This is a genomic window from Robiginitalea sediminis (genome assembly GCF_002198115.1).
Lineage (GTDB): Bacteria > Bacteroidota > Bacteroidia > Flavobacteriales > Flavobacteriaceae > Robiginitalea > Robiginitalea sediminis.
This window is the reverse complement of record NZ_NGNR01000001.1, coordinates 1,306,521-1,330,676: the sequence shown is the minus strand read 5'-3', so window position 1 is coordinate 1,330,676 and position 24,156 is coordinate 1,306,521. Positions and strand designations below refer to the sequence as shown.

The window sequence follows — 24,156 nt, the reverse complement described above, 5'->3', positions numbered from 1 at the left end:
GCAGCCGACGCGGAAAGGTACTTTGCGGAGTCCTTCCCATGGACAGGATTCGTACCTTTAGGGGTAAACCCAATAGCTGTGATCCTCTTTTTCGGCACCCGTGCGGGCAAGGGAAAGACCTTTCCACTTCCCCAGACCTCCTGCCCCCATTGTGGTCTTTCGGGCCACCTCCAGGCCGAGGTCATCCCGCATTATGTGCACCTGTTCTGGGTCCCGGTATATCGCCTCAGGCCCTGGCGGCTGATTACCTGCAGCCATTGTAAAAAAGGCTATGAAGCCTCGGATTTTACGGCAGAGATGGAGCGGGAACTACAGCGGTTGGAAGACTAAAAAAGGCGCCCTATGGCGCCTTTTGATGATGGGTCATCCCAGGCTTAAAGGTCCAGGCGAAGCCCGAAGGAAATATTGCGCTGTTCCACAGCTGCATTTTCGAAAATGGGATTCAGGTCGTATTTGGCATAGAGCAAAACCCCCTCTATACCCATGTAGGCACTCAGGCCGTAGACGAAATCGCTGGTATTGTAATCCCTTTTGAGTTTGTCTTTAACGCGTTCGCCGTCTTCCCGGTATTTCAGTTTCTGGCGCGCCCCCAGGTTAACGCCTCCATAGCCTCCGATCCCGATCCTGAACTTGTTGTGCAGGGAATAGCGCACATGGTCCTCGTATTCCCGGTATTTGGACGGGCCGAATTCCAGGTGTACGGGTATGACGAGGTTATCCATACGGAACTTGGATTTGGTGAGTTCGGCATCGAATTCCTGCAAGGTGGTTTGCCCTGCATCGGTCTCGAAATACTGGTTGCCTTCCGGCTTAAGCCCATTAAAATGGAATGAAAAACCGTAGTGGAGGCGCATAAAATTAGAGTTTTGGAATACACGCGTCCGCCAGGCCCATCCAATCTCAAAGAAGCGGCTGCCAGCTACCTTGTAAGGTGAATCCTCCAGGCCCTGCCCTTCTATGATGGCATTGTTAAACCCGAAGGCCAATACCATATCGGAATAGGTCCGCCGGTCGTACTTGACAGGTCGGTCGCGGCGTTCCCAACGGATCCAGTCCTGTTCCCCGATACCCAGACTCAACTCGATGCGGTCCGTCTCGTCGGAAAAGTCGCTGACCTCGCCGGTGGCTATTTCTCCTTCATTACGCTGGAGGAGGGCTATCTCCCGATCTATCATTTGCCTCCTGTCCTCTATATTCAAAGCCCGCTTACGGGCGGCCTCCTCCTTGAGTTCACGCGCCTCTATGGTATTGATCTCACCGGCCTCCAGGCGGGCCTCAATGGCGAGGACTTCCTGTTTCAGGGCTTCTTTCTCCTGAAGAGAAACTTCTTCCCGTTGCTGGCGCAGTACCCGTATCCTTTCGGCGTAATCTTCCTGGGCCAGCAAGGCCTGGAGGGAAAACAGCAACAAAACAGGAATAAGCAGTCTGGTAATAGTGTTCATGGTTTTTGATTTTTGATGATGATTGATGAATAAACGTCCTGGGGAACCTCCGGGATTCCCCTGTAAAATCCGGATTAGTCGTTTGTTATTGATTTCGGGCAGCCACGGCGGTACGCACTTTTATAAACCCGTTCTTCAGCCGGTTGAAAATATCGTCCCGGAAACTGCGGTTCAGGTCGTCCTCCACCTCTGCCAGCAAGGCCATCGGATCCGTAGATTCGGAAGTCACTCCCGGAAGGGTACGGGCAATATCGGCCTGGGCGGCCTGGAGCAGGGAGTCGATCTGAGCATCGGTAACGGTGCCTTCCCCGGCTTCCAGGGCGGCAACCGCTGCCACCAACCGATCCACCTCCGCATCAATGCGGGCGTCCAGGTCCAGGGTATCCGGCTGGTTTACACCTTCAGGGGCCACCGCTATCGCGGCATCGGCAATGGTTTCCGGAAGCCTGGGCTGTACGGGCTCAGGTTGGGAAACAGTTTCCTGGTCCATGGGCGCTTCCTGAGTGGTTACGACCATTTCCAGGACAGGCTCCTGGGTGGCCGGGGACGCAACCGGCGTTTCGCCTGGGGTGGCAGCCACCTGAGGAGCGGGCAGTGGCAAGGCTCCTTCTTCTTCGACCAGGAAGATGCGCGCTCCGATCAGCAGAACCAGGCAAGCCGCTGCCAGGTACCACCAGGTGCTGCGGGATCTGGATGGAGCCGGCCCCTCTTTATCCAGTCGATTGGCAATGCGTTGCCAGGCCTCCTTAGAAGGTTGGATTTCCCTTTTTTCCAGAGCATTTCTGATTTTCTTTTCGAATTCAACGGGTGCCATAACGGTGTTTTGCTAGTGTTGACAATTGGGCTTGCAGGACCTGGCGTGCCTTGTAAAGCTGGCTCTTGGAAGTCCCCTCGGAAATGTCGAGCATCCGGGCAATCTCCGGATGGGAATACCCTTCCACGGCAGCCAGGATAAAAACCATCCGGTAGCCTTCGGGCAACGCATCAATACAGGCCTCTATCTGTTCCAGTTCCAGGAAGTCCGATGCCGGGGCTGGCCTGGTCTGGGGCTCCGGCAATTCCTCCTGGAAGACCACAAACTGCCTTTTCCTGAGGTAATCGATGGATTCCCGCACCATTATACGCCGTACCCAGGCTTCAAATGCCCCCTCGAACCGGTACTGACCAAGGTTTTTAAAAACCTTCACAAACCCTTCCACCATTACATCCTCGGCAAAATGCCTGTCCCGGATATAACGCCGGCAGGTGGCGAGCATGCGGGGAGCCAGTTGCTCATAGAGCGCCCGCTGCGCATCCCTGTCGCCTGCAGCAGCCTTTCGGATCAGGGCCTTTTCGTTCCGGAAGAGGGTAATGATTTTCAAGGGTTCTCGTCGGTTTCTATAGGTATGACGTAAATACTTCCACAGCCGTTGCCCGGGAAGTCAACTTTTTTAGGGGTGCAAGAAACAGGCCAAAAAAATGCTCTTGCGGGGCCAACTGAAAGGATGTTACAGCGGGAACCGTTTTCTTCGGGCTTGGGGGCGGGGGCAGGCCCCCGGGGGGTGCAAGAAGCAATACCTCCCAAAGCAAAGTCTTTTACTGCTTCCGGTCTACCACGTAATTGACCATCAGCTCCAGTGCGTCCCGGTAGGCCGATTCGGGATATCCCCCCAACAGGGCCAGGGCCTCAGTCTTAAAGTCCTGCATCTTTCCCGAAGCGTATTCCAGGCCGCCGGAATCCTTTACGTACTCAATCACTTCCCGTACCCTTTTGCGGTCTTTGTTGTGGTTCTTAACCGAGTTGATCAGCCATTTGCGGCGGTCGGGGGTGGCCTGGTTTAAGGCATAAATGAGGGGAAGTGTCATTTTCTGTTCCTTGATATCGATCCCTGTGGGTTTCCCGATGCGTTCCTGCCCGTAGTCGAACAGGTCGTCTTTGATCTGAAACGCCATCCCGCATAATTCCCCGAATTTACGGAAAGCCTCTACGTGCTCGGATTCCGGGCGTACCGAAGCCGCGCCAAGGCTACAACAGGCGGCAATAAGGGTGGCAGTCTTCTGGCGGATGATGTCAAAATAGACGTCCTCTGTAATATCAAGCCTCCGCGCTTTTTCAATTTGCAGCAATTCTCCCTCGCTCATTTCCCGAACGGCAACTGAGATAATCCGAAGCAGGTCGAAATCGCCGTTGTCTATGGAGAGCAGCAGGCCCTTGGAGAGGAGGTAATCGCCCACCAGGACCGCGATTTTGTTCTTCCAAAGGGCATTAATGGAAAAGAACCCTCTGCGTTTGTAGCTGTCGTCCACCACATCGTCATGCACCAGGGTGGCGGTATGGATCAATTCAATGACCGATGCCCCCCGGTAGGTCCTTTCATTAACCACTCCCTCGTTAAGCAACTTGGCCGTAAGAAAAACAAACATCGGCCGCATCTGCTTCCCCTTGCGATTAACGATGTAATACGTAATGCGGTTCAGCAGGGGGACACTGGAAGACATGGACTGATGGAACTTCTTCTCGAAAAGTTCCATTTCCCGTTCAATGGGCTGGCGGATCTGCGCACTGATCTTCAAGGAGGGGTGTTTTGGGTCTGGCTGTTTAGCTGTCGTAAAAGTAGGGAAAAAGGCCGGAAAGACCTCAGAGGAAATGCCGGGGGCAACCCTCGTACTATTCCTGCGATTTGTTGGCGAGTTGCCCGCAGGCGGCATCGATATCCTTCCCGCGGGAGCGCCTGACCGTGACAGTTACCCCCGCACCTTCCAGGGCCTGCACATAGCGGTCTATGGCCTCGGGTGAGGCCTGCCGGAATTCCCCGTCGTCTATGGGGTTGTACTCGATCAGGTTTACCTTGCAGGGGGCGGCCTTGCAGAAATCCAGCAGTGCCCGGATATCAACTGCCTTATCGTTTACCCCTTCCCAGACCACATATTCGTAAGTGATGCGGCTTCGGGTTTTCCCATACCAGTACACCACCGCTTCCCGCAATTCGGAAAGGGGCATCTTCTCATTGAAGGGCATGATTCGGGTACGGGTTTCCTCAATGGCCGAATGCAGGGAGACCGCCAGGTTAAAGCGGGGCTGCTCGTCTGCCATTTTACGGATCAGCTTGGGCACCCCGGAAGTAGATACAGTGATGCGTTTGGGCGACATACCCAGGCCGTCTTCCGAGGTGATCTTTTCTATGGCCTTCATCACGTTGGGGTAGTTCATTAGCGGTTCCCCCATCCCCATAAAGACGATGTTACTCAGCGGGCGGTCAAAATACAGCCGGCTTTGGCGGTCTATGGCTACCACCTGGTCGTAGATTTCGTCCGGGTTCAGGTTGCGCATGCGTTTGAGGCGGGCCGTGGCACAAAACCGGCAATCCAGACTACAGCCCACCTGGCTCGAAACACAGGCTGTGGTCCTGGAATCCGTGGGAATCAGGACAGATTCCACCACCAGGCCGTCGTGGAGCTTTACCGCATTTTTTATGGTTCCATCCGCACTGCGCTGCATCTGGTCCACCGCGATATGGTTTATGGTGAAGCGCTCCTCCAGGGCTTCCCTGAGGGGTTTGGAGAGGTTGGTCATATCCTCGAAGCGGTGCGCCCCTTTTTTCCAAAGCCACTCGTATACCTGGTTGCCGCGGAAGGGCTGCTCCCCCTGTTCCATAAAGAAAGCCCGGAGCGCATCCAGGCTCAGGGCTCTTATATCGGTTTTGGCTTCCGCGTTCATACGCAATTCGGGCTTGAACCCTTAGAGGATCAGCATGGCATCCCCGTAGGAATAAAAACGGTACTGCTCCAGGATAGCCTCCTTATAGGCACGCTTCATCAGGTCATGTCCCATAAAGGCCGATATCATCATCAGCAGTGTGGACTTGGGCAGATGGAAGTTGGTGATCATGCAGTTGGCTATGCTGAAATCATAAGGGGGGAATATAAACTTGTTGGTCCACCCCTGGTAGGTGTTGAGCATTTGTTCGGAAGATACAGCGCTCTCCAGCCCACGCATTACCGTGGTTCCCACGGCACAAACCTTGCGTTTGCCCCGTTTGGCATTGTTCACGATTTCCGTGGCCTTCTCGTCAATAATGAGCTCCTCGGAGTCCATCTTGTGCTTGGAGAGGTCCTCCACCTCAACCGGGCTGAAGGTTCCCAGGCCCACGTGGAGAGTCAGTTCTGCAAAATCGATGCCTTTAATCTCCAACCGCTTCAACAGGTGCTTGGAGAAGTGCAGCCCGGCTGTTGGGGCTGCCACAGCACCTTCGTGCTTGGCATAAATAGTCTGGTAGCGGCTCTCGTCTTCCGGTTCCGGGTCGCGCTTGATGTATTTCGGCAAGGGGGTCTGCCCCAGCTCCCTGAGCTTGCGGCGGAAATCCGTGTAGGACCCGTCGTAGAGGAAACGCAAGGTACGCCCGCGGGAGGTGGTATTGTCGATGACTTCAGCCACGAGTGTTTCATCGTCTCCAAAATAGAGTTTGTTGCCAATACGGATTTTCCGTGCAGGGTCTACCAGCACATCCCAGAGGCGCTGCTCCTCATTGAGTTCCCGAAGGAGGAACACCTCAATCCGGGCCCCGGTTTTTTCCTTATTCCCGTAAAGGCGGGCCGGGAAGACCTTGGTATTGTTCAGCACCATCACATCGCCCTCGTCAAAATAATCGATCAGGTCCTTAAAGAGTTTGTGCTCAATTTTGCCGCTATCCCTGTGGATAACCATCAGTTTGGACTCATCCCGGTTCTCGGAAGGGTATTCGGCAAGGAGTTCCTTGGGCAATTCAAAATTGAAATGTGATAGCTTCATGCGTTTGGGTACGTTATCGATTTTTGCGGGTGCAAATATACGACCCCCAGGCAAGGGAAGTCAAGTAAATGCCGGGATATCTCCCCAAACCGATAGGATATTGCAGTCTGTAACACTGTAAAAACCTCACTGGATTTCCCATAAGCCCCCGTCTCCCCGCAACTTCATTTCGCTATTATTAGCAAGCACCTCTTCTTTTGTTTAACCTCTATTCCTGTCTTGGAATTCAGTACCTTTAAGTATAAAACCCTGGTTTAGTAACTATGAAAAGCCTACGAATTCTCGGTGTTCTGGCTGGCCTTCTGATCGCCGCGTGCGGAGGGTCTAAAATCCAGCAGGACCTATTCCCGTATAACCAGGCCTGGGAACTCGCATACCTTGGCAGCAGTGGGCCAGAGCCCGATGCCCTATTCCCGGATCGCAAACCCTACCTGATTTTTGAGGCAGATTCCAAAAAGGCAATGGGCAACAGCGGGTGCAACGGATATGCTGCCCCTATAGAGGTATCAGGGGCTTCCCTTTCCTTTGGAACGCCGGGGCCGTCCACCCTGATGTATTGCGGGGAAGGAGAAGGTCTTTTCCGTGAAATGTTGCAGCAGGCAGACCTTTGGGAACTCACTGCGGATGGGAAATTGCAATTGCTCCATGGGGAAATCCTTCTGATGGGGTTTCGAAAGATCCCGAATCCGGAATAACCAAACACCATGAAGAACAACCACATTGACTATATCGAATTCCCGACCCTGGATATCCCGGCCGTAAAGGCTTTTTACAGCCAGTGTTTCGGGTGGTCTTTTACAGACTACGGTCCGGAGTATGTATCCTTCGAAAACAGCGGGGTTACCGGTGGTTTCCGCAAAACGGAGGGCCCTGTGCAGGACGGCGTACTGATAGTCCTTTACCATCAGGACCTGGAGGAAATTCTGGCTCAGGTAAAAGCCCTCGGGGGTAAGATTACACAGGGAATATTTTCCTTTCCCGGGGGCCGGCGGTTTCACTTCCGGGACCCGGGCGGTAATGAACTGGCTGTATGGTCGGAAGACCCGGAGCAATCGGGATAAACACTTCCCCCACCCACCCGAACTCAATATACACCCCTCCCCTGAAACCCCCAATCAGGCTCCAGGGAAGCACCCCATTTTACCGTTTGAGATCCGGTTATAACGCCTTACTGTGAAAACCCAGCTGTGCCAGGTCCTTCCAGAAATCAGGGTAGGATTTGGAGACTACCCCGGCATCCTCAATGATCAGGTCAGTCTTCAGGGCCAGGGGGGCAAAGGCCATGGCCATGCGGTGGTCGTTATACGTGGCAATACGCTGCATGGGAACAATCCTGCGGCTGGGTTCCAGATGCAGGGAATCCTGGGTAACACGGATTTCCGCCCCTAGTTTGGTGAGCTCGTTCTCCAGGGCCACCAGCCGGTCGGTCTCTTTGATTTTCAAGGTGTGCAGCCCGGCAAGGTCGCACCCCAGCCCCAGGCCGAAACAACATACGGCAAGGGTTTGTGCCAGGTCCGGTACCTCTATTAAGTCCAGCTCCAACGACTGGACAGAAGGGTCGCCGGTGCGCAACAATTCCATGCGGTTCCCCTGAAAGCGGGTAGCCACCCCCAGACGGCCAAAGATTTCAGGGAGTACACTGTCTCCCTGGAGGGAATCGCTGCGGTAGGAGCCAAGCCGCACCCGGCTGCCTTCGCCGGAAAGGGCTACAAGGCTGAAGAAATACGAGGCGGAACTCCAATCGGATTCCACCACGCAGTCCTGTGCTGGAAGGCTATCCACGGGGTCTACCACAATGGTATTCCCTTCAAAATGGTTGGGGATGCCCAGCCGGGTCAGCAAACTTAAAGTCATCCGGATATAGGGCACCGAGGTAATGGTCCCCTTCAGGGTCAGCTCCAACCCATTGGGAAGGGAAGGCGCAATGAGCAGCAGGGCCGAAATGTACTGGCTGCTGACATCGGCGGGCAGGCTTACCTGCCTTTTTTCAAATCGGGCACCGGTTATCCGCAGGGGCGGGCACCCGTCGTCCTCCAGGTAAACGATCTTCGCGCCCAGCTCCTGTAAGGCGTCCACCAGCACCCGTATGGGCCTTTGCTTCATCCGGGCAGACCCTGTTAGGGTCACTTCCCGTCCCGGTCGGCTGGCAAAATAGGCGGTCAGAAAACGCATGGCAGTCCCCGCGTGGTGGATATCCACCAAATCGCCCTGGGATTGCAATCCCTTTTGCATCACCTCCGCATCGTCCGAATTGGAAAGGTTTTCGATGGTCAGGCCGGGAAACAGGGCTTGCAGGAGCAGTAACCGGTTAGATTCGCTCTTGGAGCCGGTAATGTTAACCTCGTGGTCGAAATGGGCAGGCCGGGGGCCGGATAGCACTATGTCCAATGGTCCTGGATTTATAGTTGGCAAAGGGCCAAAGATAGCCTATTTGAGCTTTTCGTTGCCCTGGTGGCGATCGTGGTCCCGACGGGTTTTCTGCTCGAGCTTCCGGTCGAAGGCCGTCTGCAGGTCAATCCCGGTCTGGTTGGCCAAACAAAGCACCACAAAGACCACATCGGCCAGTTCCTCACCCAGGTCCTTGTCCCGGTCCGAGGGCTTCTCACTCTGCTCCCCGTACCGGCGCGCAATAATACGGGCTACCTCCCCCACCTCCTCGGTGAGCTGGGCCATATTGGTCAGTTCGTTGAAATACCGAACCCCGTGTGCCTTTATCCAGTTATCTACCGCCTGTTGTGCGTTTTTGATCTCCATCGGAACCGATTTTTGTCAAAACTACTTGTTCCGATTCTTTCTGCACAACATTTTTATACAATTCCCGCAGGCTCTGGTAATACGTGGACGGCACCACCGCCTTGTTGATGTTGAGTTCCACCACCAGCTGGAGGGTGTTGCCCTGCTGGCCCACATGGTAACTGAAGCTCCCGATATCTTCGGGCAGGCCCATGGCCACCGATTCCGGGAGGGATGATACCTGGTAGCCCTCGGGAAGGTTAATGCTGATGTTCATCTTTTCCTGCCAGGGGTATGCAAAATCCACAGGGTATTCCCGGGCCTCCCGTTTAAACGGGTTTTCGGCCATGGTAAAGAACATAAGGGGGTTCAGGTAGATATTGTCTGCCACCACCCCTATGCCGTCTTCCAGGGTGAAATCCAGGACTTCCATGACCGGTTTCCCGATGGCTCCGAGGTTCTTGCGTTCCAGGGTCCCGACTTCCATCCCTTTCCGCCGGTTTTCGTAGTCCTCCAGATACTCCTCCTCGGAAAGGGTACCATAGCGGTTGCGGTAGGTATAGGCCCGGTAATCGGTATACTGGCTGCGCATTTTTCCGCTAATGCTCCCATCGGGTTGCATGTCCATCTGGACAAAGTGCAGTTCCTTGGAAGGTGCCGAGGGAAACACCGAAAGGCTGCTGGAAGATCCATCTTCTGAAATGGACCGGCCAAACCAGTTCAGGGCCCGAACGGGCAACAGGTTGGGCTTGGTGTATTTGCTGGTGGCATCCATCAGAACATACCCCTGGTCCAGGACCACCTGGGCAATCACATAGTTAAAGCCTTCCTGGGTAGGCATGGACGGGATTCCGTGGTCCCGCGTACTGATCAGTACCGGGCGCGCATCCAGGCCGGCCTCGCGGAGCATGGCCACAAGCATGAGGTTAATATCCCCCACATTGCCCGTCTGCTGGTCGTAGGCCTTCCGCACCCCCTGGTCGGTGATATAGCCGTAAAGCCCGTTCCAGTTCATCCGCTGTTGAACATGGAAGAAAACAGCGGCCAGCTTATCGATCGGGCCCATTTCCGGGCTCAGCAGGGATTCCAGGGATTTCTTGAAATAATTGGTCCGGTTGAGCTGGTACCCGAAATTGTCGTTCTGGTAGATGCGTTCCACCACCTGGTCCCAGGAGGTGCTGAAGTTCTCCCTGGGGCTGTCCGGATACTGTACGTAAAGCAATTCGTAATTTACCGCAGATCGGTAGTTATCCATATCGTTCACATAAGGCTCCTGCTCCAGGGCGGGGACATCCTTCATGTCGTAGGTAATGGTATTGATTTCGTAGTCTACCGCTGCGGTGCGGAAGTTCCCGGCTTCGTACTGGTAGTCGTTGGTATTATAGACCAGATTGATCTTACCACTCCGCTTGCCGAATTCCGGCTGGAGCATCAGGTAGCCCTTATACCGGGGCTTGAAGACGATAAACTCGGGGATTTCTACCCGTACCCGCTGGTGTTCGATAGGGATATCGTACTGCATGGGAATCTCGTCGATGCTGTAGGCAAAGGGGGAATGGACCGTATACTCGTACTCGATAACACTCCCTTCCCGCACATTGGGCATGGTGAATTTCAGGCGGTCGTAATAGGCGTTGACCTTCTCGTCGAACTGGTCGCTCTTTTTGAGTTTGTCCTCTTCCACCTTACCCCCTACCATATTGTAGGTGATTCCTTTAACGGAACTGATTCCTTCCCGGTCGCCTCCATTGTGGTACAGGCTTTCGCTTACGGTGGCGTAGTCGTACCCGTCCTTGGTGTAGATCTTGATGCGCTCGTGCACATCCCGGTACTGGTGGAAGCCATCCCCTTCCACGTATTTATAATACACATATACACTGCGGTGCACCACCGAGGCCACCACGGACGAATCGGCGGGGTGGGCCTTGAGGGCGACCAAGGCATCGTCCACTTTCCCGAATTTCACATCCTGGGCCTGCATGGCTGTTGCTGCCAACAGGGTCAGTACAATCAAAAGGTTTCTCATGGTTAGGGTTATTTGGATTCTTGGGTTTGTATCAGGACTGCCTGGGCCGACTCGGCCCGGGCCACCTGCCGGTGAAAGTCCCTGTATGCTTCATACTGCTCGGCGTCATAACGGCCTTCCCGGACCAGGGCCTCCCGCTTGTACTCCAGAATGTGTTCTTCCGGGAGGTATTGCACCTCCATCCGATACGATCCGAACGGGCTTTCGATGGCCACCGGACCCGGAATGGCCTCCGGTTTGTATCCTTCGGGCAGCTCAATTTGGTAATGCTCCCGGTCCTGGTACCCGCGGAGGACCTGAAACGGCAGGGTACGGTCCCGGTACCGGTCCGGCACATACCGCAGACGATTAAAGGCATTTGCAGTCAGCAGGATCCTATTCCCGGCCTTCTTCCAGTAATTGGTTGCTTTGAGGGTCAGGGTTTCGGTGAAGCGTACCGAATCCGTGTCGTTCTTGAACCTGAGGTCTTCCAGCTGGAGGTTCTCCAGGTACCCCCAGCGCCGTCTGTAGATGGCCACCTGATCGTCGGGTTTGAGGTCCTGGATGGCATAGTGGCTGTCGTACTGGATACCCGAGGTCCGTACCTCCACGCTTCCGGCAAGAGTACCCTCAGCATCCAGGCGAACCCGGGCTTCGGTAACCTGTCCGTTTGCCTCGTCCTTGTACTGGGGGGTGCGAACCAGATACCCGCCCTCCGGGTCGATGACATGCACCAGGCGGTCATCGGTGAAATCCCCCAGGAATCCGAAGGGGATGGTCTGAGAGGTACAGTCTATCCAGTGCAGCTGCCCTTGGTAGGGAATCGCCAGGATTACATGGTTGCCCTGGGCGAGATCCGCAAAATCGGGCTTAAAGTCGGACTTGACCTGCCCCGCTTCCACGTGGACGTAATAGGCCGTTACCCCTACCGCATCCAGCAGGGCCTTGGTATAATTGGAAAGCCCCTTACAATCGCCGTATTTTACGCGGTCCACTTCTATGGCGCTTATGGGGCGGATGCCCCCTATCCCCACCTGTACACTGATATACCGGGTATTTTCCTGGACAAACCGGTACACCCGCCGCGCGCGTTCCAGGGTATCCCGGGTGTCCTGTACTAAGGTCCGGACCTTTTGTTTGGTGGCTTCGGGAAGGGCATCCCGGCCATCGAGCATATGCTGGTGCATCCACTTCCCGATATCCTGCCAGGTGTCTACCTCCCCATCGATCCCCTCGTATCCGAAACGGCGCGGACGCAACATTACACTGGGTGCCACTTCGGTAAAGGGAGGGCTGAGGCTCTCATCCCGGATCGCCGGCAGGTTACGCCCTACATACCGAAACCCGTTGTGGAAGGATTCCTTCTCTATGGCATAGCCCTCCAGGTGCGATTCCTGGAAATCGGGACGAAGTTCCGGGGAGTCGTACCGAAGCTCAAAACGGCTTTCCTGGGTGCTTACCCGGTAGCCACTCAGGAAATACCAATTGGGAAGGGGTGCCGTATTGGCATCCTCGAGCGTATAACGAACCACCAGGGTATACGGGTAAGAAACCGGTGTATAATCCAGATACAACCGCCGGGCATCCGAATACAGGGTGCCCCCGTCTACGGCACTCAGGTCGCGGAAATCCCGCTGTTTGTATTTTTGAGTCTCCCGCCCCAGGGCATCGTAGGCCGCGGCACTGATATACCCCACCTTCCGGCTTTTGTTGTAGGAAACCATGGCCAAGGCATGGGCGTCCCCCTTGCCGTTTAAAACGGTTACGGCGCGTTCCATTTCGATCTCCATACGGAAAGGGTTCCGGATATGGACTACCATGGATTCCTGCCGCACAATGGCATCGGCATGCCGGGTAAGGGTATCGGGTAGTACTAAGGCCTGGTATTCAAGATTCTGGGCCTGGGCAAGGGTAAGAAACGAAAAAAACGTTCCGAACAGCAGGATGCGAATTCGGTTCATAAAGTAAAATCTGGCTAGGTATGCAACTTAAATTTGTGCTTTTTCTTACAAATTCCCGCATACTTTTCGATAAAAAAGCCTATTCCTTCTTCCTGCTGTCTATGGTGATGGTTACCGGCCCGTCGTTTACCAGGTGGACCTTCATATCGGCCCCAAAGACCCCCTTACCGATGGGTTTTCCCAATAGATGCTCCATTTGCTCATTGAAGTACTCGTAAAGGGGTACGGCCTCCGGCGGGCGGGCGGCGCGGATGTAGGAAGGACGGTGTCCTTTTTTGGTTGATGCCAGCAAGGTGAACTGGCTCACGGCGATCAGGTCGCCCCTGGTTTCGAGCAGGGAGCAGTTCATGACGCCTTCGGGGTCGTTGAAGATCCGCATGTTGGCAATCTTGTGGGCCAGCCATTCGGCGTCGGAAGGATTGTCCTGGGTTTCCACACCCAACAGGACCAGCAAGCCCGGCCCGATCTCTGAGACTTTCCGACCCTCCACCACAACGGAGGCTTCACGTACGCGCTGGATAACGGCTCGCATATTATCTGTAGGTTTCGTCCTCCCCGGTGAGAATCTGCAAATAGGAATGGTACCGGCTTTCGGGAACCCGGCCTTCCTCCACCGCCTTTTTAACGGCGCATTTGGGTTCGTCCAGATGCAGGCAATTGTTGAATTTACATTCGGATTTCAGGGCGAACAGCTCGGGAAAATAATCCCCGATCTCCTCTTTATCCATATCGACCAAACCGAAGCCCCGGATACCCGGGGTATCGATGATCCGCGCACCGAAAGGCAGGTCGAACATCTCGGCAAAGGTGGTAGTGTGCTGCCCCTGCCGGTGCTGCTCGGAGGTCTCCATGGTGCGCAGGGCCAACTCCGGAGCTATCCGGTTGATGAGTGTAGATTTTCCTACCCCGGAATGCCCGGCAAACATGGAGGTTTTTCCCTTCATCCGCGCTACAACCTTCTCCACGTTACGGCCGGTTTTAGCCGAGATCTCCAGGCACTCATACCCGATGCTGGTATACAACTCCATAAGCTCCTGGGTAGAGGCCCCGGTTTCCGCGCTGAAGGTATCGGCCTTGTTGAAAAGCAGGATACAAGGAATGGAATACGCCTCGGCAGCGGCCAGGAAGCGGTCAATGAATACGGTATATGTCCTGGGGTTATCCAGGGTAATAAGCAGGAAGACCTGGTCTATATTGGCCGCAATAATATGGGTTTGCTTGGAGAGCTTGACCGATTTGCGCACCAGGTAGTTACGACGGGGGAGGATTTCGTCTATACGGCCCACGGTTTCCCCGGCCACGGTTTCCAGTTCAAAAACCACCTCGTCCCCTACGGCAACGGGGTTGGTGCTTTTGATGTCCTGGATCCGGAATTTTCCCTTTATGCGGCAGTCGTGGAAGGAGCCGTCCCGGGCTTTCACCTGGTACCAGCTTCCTGTCGATTTATAAACGGTTCCCTGCATTTTACACGTTGGTGCTTCGCAAAATAAGAATATTCCCGTAACATTGTAGGGAGTCAACTATAGCCTTATCTAATAACTTTCAGATCAACTCTTATGAAAAAAGTATTCTTGTTTGCCCTGGTGGTCCTGGCCCTGCAATGGGACATGAGCGCCCAGACCTACAAGGTCATTACCAGTGTGGAATCCATCGTGCCGAATGGCCTCGGGCGCTCCCGCATCGTCAACGCCCTCGAGGAAAAGGACTACAAGGAATTCACCAGCGTGCAAACCGAAGACGACAACACCCGGAACAAATCGGACCGGGGGGAAATCCGCGTCAAGAATTTTGAGGAAACCAAATTACTCAACTTCTATAACCTGGGCGGGATCCGGTTTCAGAATATCGCCGCCAACGATGCCGTGATTACCTCCATGATCAACGATATGATTGCCAATGGGTGGGAACTGGCCTTTGTCACCAGCGCCGTGGAAAGCGAAGGCGGAAAGGGAGACGGCCAGGGGATATTCATCACCCGGTATATCTTCAGAAAGTAGGCCCCCGTCGGAAGCCTGAATCAAAAACCCCCGCGGAGAAGTCCGCGGGGGTTTTTCACTTAAACTAGGAGGAGGTCAATCCCGGATATAGATCCGACCCCCGAACATGCGGTCTTTAGTGATGCGCCTGGGGTTGCCGTAGACATACACATCCCCCCCGGCCCGGATTTCAATATCCACGGCCTCAGAGGCATAGAGTTCGGCCTCCCCTCCGGCGGATACGCGGATATCGCTGTAGTCAGTCTTGAGTTCCCGGCCTTCAAAAATACCCCCGGTATTGATCCGGATCACCTGGTTTTGGGCCAGACCGGAAGCTTTTACAATACCCCCGGTTACCGCGCGGATATCGGCATCCCGAACCTGCATCCCGATTTCGATCTGAGCCCCTTCCTGGGCCCGGAGTTCGATGCGGTCCTGCTCCACCAGGGCATTGGTGACCACCCGGGCGCCTTCATTGGCGTCGATTACCTGCAGGTCGGTGTAATAGACCTCTATAAAGGTGTCTTCCCCGGTGAATTTCTTTTCCAGCTCCATCCGGAGTTTGAGCACCCCGTCCCGGTTTACAAAATGGATGTCTTCCGTATTTTCCCCTTTGATGAGGATGCGGTTTTCATCGGATTGTATCAGGTTGACCTCAATCAGGTCAAAGACCTTGATCTCGTGGAAATCGCCCACTTCCCGGTCTATGGTGCGTTGCGCCAGGGCCGCGCTGCCGGCAGACAGCATCAGGGCCAATACTAGTGTTCTCATAGGGATTCTTAATTGGTTCCGCTACGAAAGACGCAGGCCCGGGTCCATTGTTACACTTTTTCGATACGAAAAATTCCGGCGGCGCCTCAGGCGTTGATGATTTTCTCCTGGTGGTTGATGGATTCCTGGTGGATGGCCTTAAACATGCGCAGGACGAATTCCTCGCTGAGGCCGTGGCTCTCCCCTTCCAGGATCATACTGCCCAAAATGGCATTCCAGCGCCCGGTCTGCAGCACGGCTACGTTCCGCTCCTTTTTCAGCTCCCCTATGGCGTCGGAGATCTTCATCCTCTTACCCAGGATGTCCAGGAGCTGGTTGTCGATCACATCGATCTGGGCCCGCAGGTTGGCCAATTTGGAATTGTACTCGGCTTCCTGGTCAGTTTCCTTACGGATTCTCAGGTCTTTCATGATCTGTACCAGTCGTTGGGGGGTTACCTGCTGGGCGGCATCGCTCCAGGCATTGTCCGGGTCTGTATGGGTCTCGATCATAAGCCCGTCGAAATTCAGGTCCAGCGCCGTCTGGGAAACATCGAAAATCAGGTCCCGCTTCCCGCTTATGTGAGACGGATCATTGATCAGGGGCAGGTCCGGAAAACGAGTCTGCAGTTCAATGGCCAGCTGCCACTCGGGGATATTCCGGTATTTGGTTTTCTGGTAGGTGGAAAACCCGCGGTGGATAACCCCCAGGTTCTGGATGTTTGCCGAATAGAGCCGCTCTACGGCACCCAGCCAGAGGGAAAGGTCGGGGTTTACCGGGTTTTTGATGAGCACAATCTTATCGGTACCCTCCAGGGCATCGGCAATTTCCTGCACGATAAACGGGCTCACCGTAGAGCGCGCCCCGATCCAAAGCAGGTCTATATCGTGTTCCAGGGCCAGGTCCACATGGGCTTTGTTGGCTACCTCCGTGGCTGTTTTCAGCCCGGTTTCCTCCTTCACCTTCTGCAGCCATTTCAGGCCAATGGCCCCCACGCCCTCGAAATTTCCGGGGCGCGTACGGGGTTTCCAGATCCCCGCCCGGTAGTAGTTCACATCCGTATCCTTAAGCTCGTGGGCTATGGACAGCACCTGCTGCTCGGTTTCGGCGCTGCAGGGCCCGGCAATGACCAGGGGGTGCGGCAGGTTCATCTGATCCAGCCAATTGCGCATTTGCTTTGAATTTTCCATGGTTTATGAATTGTTTTTGTTCGATGGAATTCCTTTTAAAATATCTCGTATCCGGTTGGTATGGTCCATTTGCTGGTACAGGTCCTCGTAGGCCCCGGCCTGGAGCTTGTCCCGGAAATCCCGGAGGTTGGCGATATACTCGTCCAGGGTTTCCAGCACGTTTTCTTTGTTCTGCTCGAATATGGGCGTCCACATGGCCGGGGAGCTCTTGGCCAGGCGGACCGTGCTCTCAAACCCACTACCGGCCATATCAAAAATATCCCGCTCGTTCTGCTCCTTCTCAATAACGGTCTTGCCCAGCATAAAGGAACTGATATGCGAAAGGTGGGATACATAGGCAATGTGCCTGTCGTGCGCCTCCGGGTTCATATAGCGGATACGCATGCCGAGCTTGTGGAACAGCTCCAGGGCCCGCTCCTGAATTTTAAAAGCGGTCTGCTCTACCTCACAGATGATGTTCACCTTGTCCTGGAACAGCCCGCTGACCGCGGCCCCCGGACCTGTGAATTCGGTCCCTGCAATGGGGTGGCAGGCCAAAAAGTTCCGTCGTTTCGGGTGGCCGGATACGCTTTGGCAAATAGGCCCCTTGGTAGAACCGGCATCGATCACCAGGGTATCGTCCCCCACTGCGTCCAGGATCCCGGGGAGCTGTTCGGTAATGTGGTTTACCGGTATGCTGACGACCACCAGGTCTGCCCCGGCCAGGTCTTCGGGCCTGGCCTCCCGGTCTATTAGCCCGATGGATTCGGCTTCCCGGAGGTGGTCTGCATTGCGGTCCATCCCGAGGATGGCCGCCCCCGGGAGTGCAGTTCGCATATCCCGGGCCATAGAGCCCCCGATAAGTCCTATGCCAATAATAACAATCTTCATGCCTCTGTATTTTGCTCCGGCTTTTGGGCCGGCTTATCCACGGTCAGCCGCCGGATGGCCTCCCTGATTTTCTCCTCGGGTACGCAAAGGGAAAAGCGCACATACCCGGCACCGGCCGAGCCGAAGATAGTTCCCGGGGCAATAAAAATGTGTTTCTCCCGCAGCAGGGCATCGATGTAGGTTTCCGCATCGGCACTGCCCTCTGGCAGGCGGGCCCAAACAAACATCCCCACGGCACCCGGGTCGTAAGAACACCCAAGTAGGTCTGCCAGGGCAAACACGGCTTTACGGCGGTTGCGATAGACCTCATCGAGTTTTTCGAACCATTTCGGGCCGCTTTTCAGCGCTGCAATGGCCCCTTTTTGAATCCCGTAAAACATCCCGGAATCCATGTTGCTCTTCACCTTGAGGACCGATGCGATCAGCGGGGCCGCCCCCAGGACCATCCCCACCCGCCAGCCGGCCATATTAAAGGTCTTGCTCAGGGAGTTGAGCTCCAGCACATGCCCCCCGGCCCCGGCCGCCCCGAGGATGCTGAGGGGTTCCCGGCTCAGGACAAAGCTGTAGGGGTTGTCGTTAACCAACAGGATATTGTTCCTTCGGGCAAAACTGACCAATGCCGCCAGCTGTTCCCGGGTGGCGCAGGCCCCGGTGGGCATATGGGGGTAGCTCACCCACATCAGTTTTACCCCGTCCAGGCCCGAAGCCTCCAGGGCGTCGAGGTCGGGGAACCACCCCCCAGCTTCGGTGAGTTCGTAGAACAAGGGCTCGGCCCCTACCAGGCGGGTTACGGAGGCATAGGTGGGATACCCCGGGTTGGGGATCAGCACCCGGTCTCCGGGGTTTAGGAACGCCATGCTGATATGCATGATCCCCTCTTTGGAGCCCATCAGCGGCAGTACCTCGGTATCTGCCTCGAGGTGGACGCCGAATTTGTTTTCGTAAAACGCTGCTATGGTCTGGCGGAGTTCCGGAAGGCCCTGGTAGCTCTGGTATTGGTGTGCCCCCGCGTGGGAGGTGGCTTCCTGCAACATCTGCAGCACCTCCGGGGCGGGTGCTAAATCCGGGCTCCCGATACCCATATTGATCACAGGATGTCCCTGGGCCACCATGGCCCGCACCTCCCGCAACTTGGTCGAGAAATAGTATTCCTGGACGTGGTTTAGCCGGTCTGCTTCGCGAATCATATCCTAGCGTTTTTGTATTCCCCCAGCACCCTGAAATCTTCTGTCATGATCTGCAGCAGGGACTTAGCTTTGTCAAAATGGTCATAGGCCTCAAAGGTGACATCCACAAAGAAGGAGTACTTCCAGGGGGTTTCGATAACCGGAAGCGACTGGATTTTAGTCAGGTTCAGGTTGCAGTCGCTCATCACATTGAGAACCGTGGCAAGGCTTCCCCTTTTGTGGTCGGTAAGAAATCGCATACTCGCCTTATTGATGACTTCTTTGGGCCACTCCTTGTTTACCTTCTTCAGGATAATAAAGCGGGTAGCATTGTTCTTGATGGTCTGTATATCCCGGGCCAGGATGTCAAGCCCATAGCGCTCGGCTGCCAGGGCCGGGGCGATGGCTGCTATCCCCTTCAGCTGTTCTTCCCGGATCCGTCGGGCCGTCTCGGCCGTATCCACATCTTCCACCATCCGGATCCCGGGGAGGGTCTTCAGGTACTCCCGGCACTGCAACAGGGCCATGGGGTGGCTCCTGACCTCCCGGATATCGGAAAGCTGCTGCCCGGGCAGGGCCATCAGGTTGTGGTGGACATTCAGGTAATGCTCCCCGATAATGTGCAGGCCGTTTTCGCAGACCAGGGCATAATTGGGGATGATGGATCCGGCAATGGAATTCTCAATGGCCATAACGGCCTTGTCTGCCTCCCCACAGACCAGGCTGTCTACCATCCCGTGGAACGAGAGGCATTCCAGTAGTTCGACCTCCTGGTCGAAATACTCGTGGGCAACCATGTGGTGGTTGGAGCCGAGTACTCCCTGAATGGCTACGCGCAGTGGCTTCATTTGCGTTTTGCTTATACCCTAGTGTTACCGCCAAAAAAAAAGTCCCGTTTCAGAACGGGACCTCAGATATGGTGTTGCGCACTATCTATAACGGCCCCGTACTCCCCTTGTAAAAGAAGTAAAAGAAAAATCCGCTATAGAAAAACGTATGGTTCATAGGTCTTTAGTCGGCACTAATGTAGGTATTAAATTGAATTTACCCGTTATTCCCCGAAATTTTTGAAAAATATAAGCAATTCCATTTAGCGGCTGAATTTTCTTAAACCAAACGAATCGTTTTTTAGGAATTCTGCACTACCCTTGCCCCCATCGGAACAGAATCTCCTTCCGCAGGCACCCGGCATACCTGCTTTTGCCCGGCAATGCGTATTTTTGGCAAAAACCGGCAGATGTCCATCAGCGTATCGAACATAAGCAAGCAGTTTGGGGACCAGAAAGCCCTGGACCAGGTAAGTTTTTCCGTGGGAAAGGGTGAGGTTGTCGGCTTTTTGGGGCCTAACGGCGCAGGCAAATCCACCCTGATGAAAATCCTTACCACCTATTACCGGGCAGACTCCGGCACAGCAGCGGTAAACGGGTTCGACGTGGTGGAGGCACCCCGGGAGGTTCAGCGAAGCCTGGGCTACCTCCCCGAACACAACCCACTTTACCTGGACCTGTACGTAAAGGAATACCTGCGGTTCTGCGCCCGCGTCTTTGGCCTGGGACGCGAACGGATTTCAGAAGTCATTGCCCAGACGGGTTTGCAGCCGGAGGCCCATAAAAAAATCGGGCAGCTCTCCAAGGGGTACCGCCAGCGCGTGGGCCTGGCAGCAGCCCTGCTCCACGACCCCGAGGTGCTAATCCTAGATGAACCCACCACAGGGCTTGACCCCAACCAACTGGTGGAAATCCGGAAACTCATCCGCGAGATTGCCCAGGACAAAACCATCCTTTTGTCTACCCACATCATGAAGGAAGTGGAAGCCGTCTGCGACCGTGTGCTGATCATTAACCAGGGACGGCTGGTGGCAGACAAATCCATGGAGGCCCTCCGGGAAGGCGAGACCCAGGTCATCGAGGTGGAATTCGACTACCGGGTGGAGGAACCCCTGCTGCTACGCCTGCCCCATGTAACCCATGTAAAGAACACCGGAGGCTTTGTCTACGAACTGCAATTCGATACCACCAAGGATATGCGACCCATGGTGTTCGACTTCGCCCACGACAACCAGCTGAAAACCCTCCAGCTCACGCGCAAGACCCAGAACCTGGAACAACTCTTCTCCCAGCTTACCACACAACCTACCCCGTAAAGCAGGCTGCGGCCTTTAGTCTATCAATTGGTAATTGATGGTGGAAACCACCCGGACCTTTTTGATCTGGGGGGTGTTCGCATCGAGGCTGTTAATGGAAAACAAACCCTGGTTGGCGGTCTGGATGGGGCCTACCTCAGAACCGGAATCCCGGGCGAACTTGGCAGCTACCTCCCGGGCGTTCATGGTAGCCTCCTCAATCATTTCGGGCTTTAGGGTATTAAGGCCCGTGAAGATATATTCCACCGGCTGCCATTCGTTCTTGGAGGCAAAGAGGATACCCTCGGAAAGCAGTTGCAGGCTGGCATTGAGGGCCTTCTGCAGTTTGGGGATATCCGAGGTCCGGACGGTAAGTTCGGATTTGGCCAGGTAGCGGTAGGCGCTGTACTGGGCATTGGTGTTATAGATATTCGCCTGGGCATCGCTGATGTTCACCACCCCTGCGGATACTTCCGTGGCATCGAACCCCTGGGCCCTGAAAAAATCGTGTACCTGTTGGTTCTGCTTTTCGATTTCGCGCCTCAGGGTCTGCAGGTCGTTCCCGGTAAGTACTATGTTGATGGGCCATACCGCAAGGTCTGCCGGAACCTCGCGCTCGCTAAGGCCCTTAACGCTTACAATGCGGTCAAACTGTTTGCCCTTCAGGTAGGTATTGCCGATAAAGTAGCCGCCGAGGGCAAGGCCAAGGGCAAGGATTACTGCCGGGATCAGGGAAGGTGATTTCATGGGTGTTTAGATTTTGCCGGCCGGGGCCGGCGGGTTTATAATCATATACGGTCGCTTTTGCGGCTGCGGACGTCAGGTTTGCAATTCCGGGTAGGCCACAGGGCTTGAGATTTCAGGGATATTTCCCATGTAGGCCTTGCCCCTTAATTTCCCCACGGTATAGGCCTCGAGCTCCCCTTCCGGATAGGGCTGTACAAGCCCTTCAAGTTCCTTACGGTCCAGGGGGTCCTGCAGGGGGGCCAGCCACTGGTCTGCCAGGGCATCCGGCAAAATCAGGGGCATCCTAGGTCCGGCCAGCTTCGGGTTATTGTGGATACGGGCCATAAGGGTATTGGCCTCGGTGGTCACAATACTGAAGGACGTCAGCCATTTTCCGGTTTCGGGGTCCTTCCAGTCGCTGTACAGGCAGGCCAGGGCCAGGGGCTCCCCGTCCTTTCTCCGGATATGGAAGGGGTAGGTGGCCCCGTCGTGGTGGTGGTGTTCGTAAAACCCATCTATGTAGAGCAGGCACCTGTGCTGCCGGGCTGCCTGCCGGAAGGAGGGCTTTTCGAAAATGGTTTCGCCCCGTGCGTTGAGGGTCTGGTTCCACAGTTTTTGCCGCTGGGCGTTGTCCCGGACCCAATGCGGTACCAGGCCCCAGGTGGCCACCACGGGAAAATCCGGACTGTCGTCCGGGTAGATCAGCAGCCTGGGGTGGTTGAAGCCCGAAGCGTGAAAAAGAGGCAAATCCGTATCGGGCAGCAGTTTTTCGCGGATTTCCGCAGCGGCCTCCTCATCGCCCCTTCTCAGCGCTCTTTTTAGCTGGCCTTCCAGGCTTGCCTTGATGTCGTAACACATAGGGAAATGCTGTTTTTACAGGTAGTTTCTGGGGGCACCTACCCCCACCCCAGCACCAAGGTAACAGAACTCCCTGCAATCCGCAAGCAAAATGAGGGCTTCCCGCTACATGGCCATTATCCTACTCGCATTCCCCTGAAGGCCTTGCAGGTACTTCCCTATGGGTATGGGAACGCCATACATCGGGAGGCGTTATTCGAGCAAGAACTTCACCTGCACCTGTACCTCCACTTTGAGCTTGCGGAATTCGGCATCGATGGCCTTGTACGAAGCGGCAGCATCCGCCTCGGCCATGGCCATCCGGGGCATGGGCGTAGGGGAATACACCGGGCCATAGCTCCCCGTATCGGAAATGTAGACAGCCTTGCCCACGGCCTGGCCCACGGCACCTGCCATGGCCGAGGCCCGCTGGTGTGCGGCTGCTACCGCCCTGGCTTTCAAGGTGGTTTGGAGGGCATCCATCCCGGCGAACTCGGACCTCAGAAAGCGGACATTGGATATCCCTGCCTGCTCCAGTTCGTAAAGCACGCAGCCGGCCGTTTGCGCATCGTAAACCAGCAACTCAAAATACTTTTGCTTCAGCACCTTCTGCCCTTTCAGGAAATAGGTGCGGAAATCGCTGGAAAGGCCGGATACCGAGAGTTGTTTCTGCGTATCGACCTGGCAACTGCCCAGGGCGCCGACCAGGCGCTGTTCCAGGACTTCCAGCGTCACCCGGTCTTTGGAGTCGGCCTCCTGCAGATGGATCCCCAGGAAAATCCGGTCCGGCACCACCAGGGTGTCTGAGGTAGCTGCCGTTTCCAGGTACGGGATGTCCAGGAACGATTTGGTTTGGGCGGAGGCCTGTGTCAGTACGACCAGGCACAAAAGGAAGGCATACGTTTTCATGGATGGATTTTTCTTAAAAATGGATTCGTGTTTTTACCAAAGGTACACCGGGATAGACAGACTTGGTACCGCCGCTGGGTAAAGCCCATCGAACCATCAGTGAAATTGCACATCCATTGAGTAAGTAAGGCTGCCTTAACCTGATCACATATGCTTCACATCCTGTTTTTTCGTACATTTATGTAGAAACCAATTCATCAAAAACATGAAAAAAGCGTTTTTTACCCTAGTTGCCGTCCTCGCCTTTGGCAGCCTTCAGGCCCAGGGCGTATTTAAAATCGGGGTAGTCGGGGGGATTCCCACTGCCGATGCTGCCGACATTTCCACCTTTATGCTCGGCGGGGATGTCTACTACATGTTCGAAAAGGAGGATGCCCTCCTGAACTTCGGCCCTACCGTGGGGATCCGGAATTACTTCGGGGATGAAATCTCCCCGGGCATCAGCATAGACGACGGTACTTTCCTTCCCATTGGGGGTGCGGCCCGCATCACCCTGCTGGGCATCCTTACCGGGGGAGTCGATGTCGGATATGCCGTTGGGATTTCCGATTTTCTGGATGGCGGGTTTTATTTCCGACCGGTGGTAGGCCTGGACATTCTGGATATCCTGGAGTTGAACGCTTCCTACGAGACGGTTTCGGATGCCGCCACTTGGGGGAACTTCAATATTGGTCTGTTACTGGCCCTTTAAAAAGCCAGAG

At 55.1% G+C, this 24,156-nt stretch carries 26 protein-coding genes; 6 read left to right on the top strand and 20 right to left on the bottom strand.

Annotation, left to right across the window (positions count from 1 at the left end):
* The first annotated feature begins 78 nt into the window (after positions 1 to 78).
* A complete protein-coding gene (locus tag CA832_RS05935; protein ID WP_088340614.1) occupies positions 79 to 330 on the top strand; it encodes a zinc ribbon domain-containing protein in 252 nt (83 codons plus the stop codon).
* Between the two features lie 44 nt (positions 331 to 374).
* Here the strand turns inward: CA832_RS05935 and CA832_RS05930 are convergent, their stop codons facing one another.
* From CA832_RS05930 to queA, 6 genes are all read right to left on the bottom strand, one after another.
* Complete coding sequence (locus tag CA832_RS05930; protein WP_088340613.1) at positions 375 to 1,442, bottom strand: porin family protein; 1,068 nt, start codon at positions 1,440 to 1,442, stop codon at positions 375 to 377.
* Positions 1,443 to 1,527: 85 nt separating this feature from the next.
* Positions 1,528 to 2,256 carry a hypothetical protein gene (locus tag CA832_RS05925; RefSeq protein ID WP_088340612.1) on the bottom strand — a complete coding sequence of 243 codons (729 nt, stop codon included), beginning with the start codon at positions 2,254 to 2,256 and terminating at the stop codon, positions 1,528 to 1,530.
* On the bottom strand, positions 2,243 to 2,803 hold the full coding sequence (locus CA832_RS05920) for an RNA polymerase sigma factor (RefSeq protein ID WP_088340611.1): 561 nt from the start codon (positions 2,801 to 2,803) through the stop codon (positions 2,243 to 2,245). Before CA832_RS05920 ends, CA832_RS05925 begins: the two co-directional genes overlap by 14 nt.
* Positions 2,804 to 3,017: 214 nt before the next feature.
* Complete coding sequence (locus CA832_RS05915; protein ID WP_088340610.1) at positions 3,018 to 3,995, bottom strand: polyprenyl synthetase family protein; 978 nt, start codon at positions 3,993 to 3,995, stop codon at positions 3,018 to 3,020.
* A gap of 94 nt (positions 3,996 to 4,089) precedes the next feature.
* On the bottom strand, positions 4,090 to 5,139 hold the full coding sequence (gene rlmN, locus CA832_RS05910; RefSeq protein ID WP_088340609.1) for a 23S rRNA (adenine(2503)-C(2))-methyltransferase RlmN: 1,050 nt from the start codon (positions 5,137 to 5,139) through the stop codon (positions 4,090 to 4,092).
* A gap of 21 nt (positions 5,140 to 5,160) precedes the next feature.
* Positions 5,161 to 6,210, bottom strand: a complete 1,050-nt coding sequence (queA, locus tag CA832_RS05905) for a tRNA preQ1(34) S-adenosylmethionine ribosyltransferase-isomerase QueA (RefSeq protein ID WP_088340608.1) — start codon at positions 6,208 to 6,210, stop codon at positions 5,161 to 5,163.
* 263 nt (positions 6,211 to 6,473) lie between these two features.
* Here queA and CA832_RS05900 point away from each other — a divergent pair, with 263 nt between their 5' ends.
* A complete protein-coding gene (locus tag CA832_RS05900; RefSeq protein ID WP_088340607.1) occupies positions 6,474 to 6,905 on the top strand; it encodes an META domain-containing protein in 432 nt (143 codons plus the stop codon).
* A gap of 9 nt (positions 6,906 to 6,914) precedes the next feature.
* Positions 6,915 to 7,271, top strand: a complete 357-nt coding sequence (locus CA832_RS05895; RefSeq protein WP_088340606.1) for a VOC family protein — start codon at positions 6,915 to 6,917, stop codon at positions 7,269 to 7,271.
* 97 nt (positions 7,272 to 7,368) lie between these two features.
* Here CA832_RS05895 and CA832_RS05890 read toward each other — a convergent pair whose 3' ends face one another.
* The 6 genes from CA832_RS05890 to rsgA form a co-directional block, all read right to left on the bottom strand.
* Entirely contained in the window at positions 7,369 to 8,598 is a 1,230-nt protein-coding gene (locus CA832_RS05890) for a 3-phosphoshikimate 1-carboxyvinyltransferase (protein WP_088340605.1), read from the bottom strand.
* Between the two features lie 39 nt (positions 8,599 to 8,637).
* The gene (locus CA832_RS05885) at positions 8,638 to 8,964 is read right to left on the bottom strand and encodes a nucleotide pyrophosphohydrolase (RefSeq protein WP_088340604.1); all 327 of its coding nucleotides are present in this window, start codon (positions 8,962 to 8,964) and stop codon (positions 8,638 to 8,640) included.
* A complete protein-coding gene (locus CA832_RS05880; protein ID WP_088340603.1) occupies positions 8,930 to 10,969 on the bottom strand; it encodes a DUF3857 domain-containing protein in 2,040 nt (679 codons plus the stop codon). Before CA832_RS05880 ends, CA832_RS05885 begins: the two co-directional genes overlap by 35 nt.
* Before the next feature lie 8 nt (positions 10,970 to 10,977).
* A complete protein-coding gene (locus tag CA832_RS05875; RefSeq protein WP_088340602.1) occupies positions 10,978 to 12,909 on the bottom strand; it encodes a DUF3857 domain-containing transglutaminase family protein in 1,932 nt (643 codons plus the stop codon).
* Positions 12,910 to 12,988: 79 nt separating this feature from the next.
* Positions 12,989 to 13,441 carry a D-aminoacyl-tRNA deacylase gene (gene dtd / locus CA832_RS05870; protein WP_088340601.1) on the bottom strand — a complete coding sequence of 151 codons (453 nt, stop codon included), beginning with the start codon at positions 13,439 to 13,441 and terminating at the stop codon, positions 12,989 to 12,991.
* A gap of 1 nt (position 13,442) precedes the next feature.
* Positions 13,443 to 14,372, bottom strand: coding sequence for a ribosome small subunit-dependent GTPase A (gene rsgA, locus CA832_RS05865; protein ID WP_088340600.1), 930 nt, complete (start codon positions 14,370 to 14,372; stop codon positions 13,443 to 13,445).
* A gap of 93 nt (positions 14,373 to 14,465) precedes the next feature.
* Here rsgA and CA832_RS05860 point away from each other — a divergent pair, with 93 nt between their 5' ends.
* On the top strand, positions 14,466 to 14,906 hold the full coding sequence (locus CA832_RS05860; RefSeq protein ID WP_088340599.1) for a hypothetical protein: 441 nt from the start codon (positions 14,466 to 14,468) through the stop codon (positions 14,904 to 14,906).
* Positions 14,907 to 14,981: 75 nt separating this feature from the next.
* Here the strand turns inward: CA832_RS05860 and CA832_RS05855 are convergent, their stop codons facing one another.
* The 5 genes from CA832_RS05855 to CA832_RS05835 form a co-directional block, all read right to left on the bottom strand.
* The gene (locus tag CA832_RS05855) at positions 14,982 to 15,656 is read right to left on the bottom strand and encodes a head GIN domain-containing protein (protein WP_088340598.1); all 675 of its coding nucleotides are present in this window, start codon (positions 15,654 to 15,656) and stop codon (positions 14,982 to 14,984) included.
* A gap of 86 nt (positions 15,657 to 15,742) precedes the next feature.
* Entirely contained in the window at positions 15,743 to 16,825 is a 1,083-nt protein-coding gene (locus CA832_RS05850) for a bifunctional 3-deoxy-7-phosphoheptulonate synthase/chorismate mutase type II (protein ID WP_088340597.1), read from the bottom strand.
* Positions 16,826 to 16,828: 3 nt separating this feature from the next.
* A complete protein-coding gene (locus tag CA832_RS05845; protein ID WP_088340596.1) occupies positions 16,829 to 17,695 on the bottom strand; it encodes a prephenate dehydrogenase in 867 nt (288 codons plus the stop codon).
* Positions 17,692 to 18,882, bottom strand: a complete 1,191-nt coding sequence (locus CA832_RS05840; RefSeq protein ID WP_088340595.1) for a pyridoxal phosphate-dependent aminotransferase — start codon at positions 18,880 to 18,882, stop codon at positions 17,692 to 17,694. The genes CA832_RS05845 and CA832_RS05840 overlap by 4 nt, the downstream gene beginning before the upstream one ends.
* Positions 18,879 to 19,709, bottom strand: coding sequence for a prephenate dehydratase (locus CA832_RS05835; protein WP_088340594.1), 831 nt, complete (start codon positions 19,707 to 19,709; stop codon positions 18,879 to 18,881). Before CA832_RS05835 ends, CA832_RS05840 begins: the two co-directional genes overlap by 4 nt.
* Positions 19,710 to 20,098: 389 nt before the next feature.
* Between CA832_RS05835 and gldA the strand changes: the two genes are divergently transcribed.
* On the top strand, positions 20,099 to 21,004 hold the full coding sequence (gldA, locus tag CA832_RS05830) for a gliding motility-associated ABC transporter ATP-binding subunit GldA (protein ID WP_088340776.1): 906 nt from the start codon (positions 20,099 to 20,101) through the stop codon (positions 21,002 to 21,004).
* A gap of 15 nt (positions 21,005 to 21,019) precedes the next feature.
* Here the strand turns inward: gldA and CA832_RS05825 are convergent, their stop codons facing one another.
* From CA832_RS05825 to CA832_RS05815, 3 genes are all read right to left on the bottom strand, one after another.
* Positions 21,020 to 21,730, bottom strand: a complete 711-nt coding sequence (locus CA832_RS05825; protein WP_088340593.1) for an SIMPL domain-containing protein — start codon at positions 21,728 to 21,730, stop codon at positions 21,020 to 21,022.
* A 72-nt stretch (positions 21,731 to 21,802) separates the two neighbouring features.
* Positions 21,803 to 22,567, bottom strand: coding sequence for an SOS response-associated peptidase (locus tag CA832_RS05820; protein ID WP_088340592.1), 765 nt, complete (start codon positions 22,565 to 22,567; stop codon positions 21,803 to 21,805).
* A 192-nt stretch (positions 22,568 to 22,759) separates the two neighbouring features.
* Entirely contained in the window at positions 22,760 to 23,455 is a 696-nt protein-coding gene (locus tag CA832_RS05815) for an SIMPL domain-containing protein (RefSeq protein WP_088340591.1), read from the bottom strand.
* A gap of 205 nt (positions 23,456 to 23,660) precedes the next feature.
* Between CA832_RS05815 and CA832_RS05810 the strand changes: the two genes are divergently transcribed.
* Positions 23,661 to 24,146, top strand: coding sequence for a hypothetical protein (locus CA832_RS05810; protein WP_198944442.1), 486 nt, complete (start codon positions 23,661 to 23,663; stop codon positions 24,144 to 24,146).
* The last annotated feature ends 10 nt before the right edge of the window (positions 24,147 to 24,156 follow it).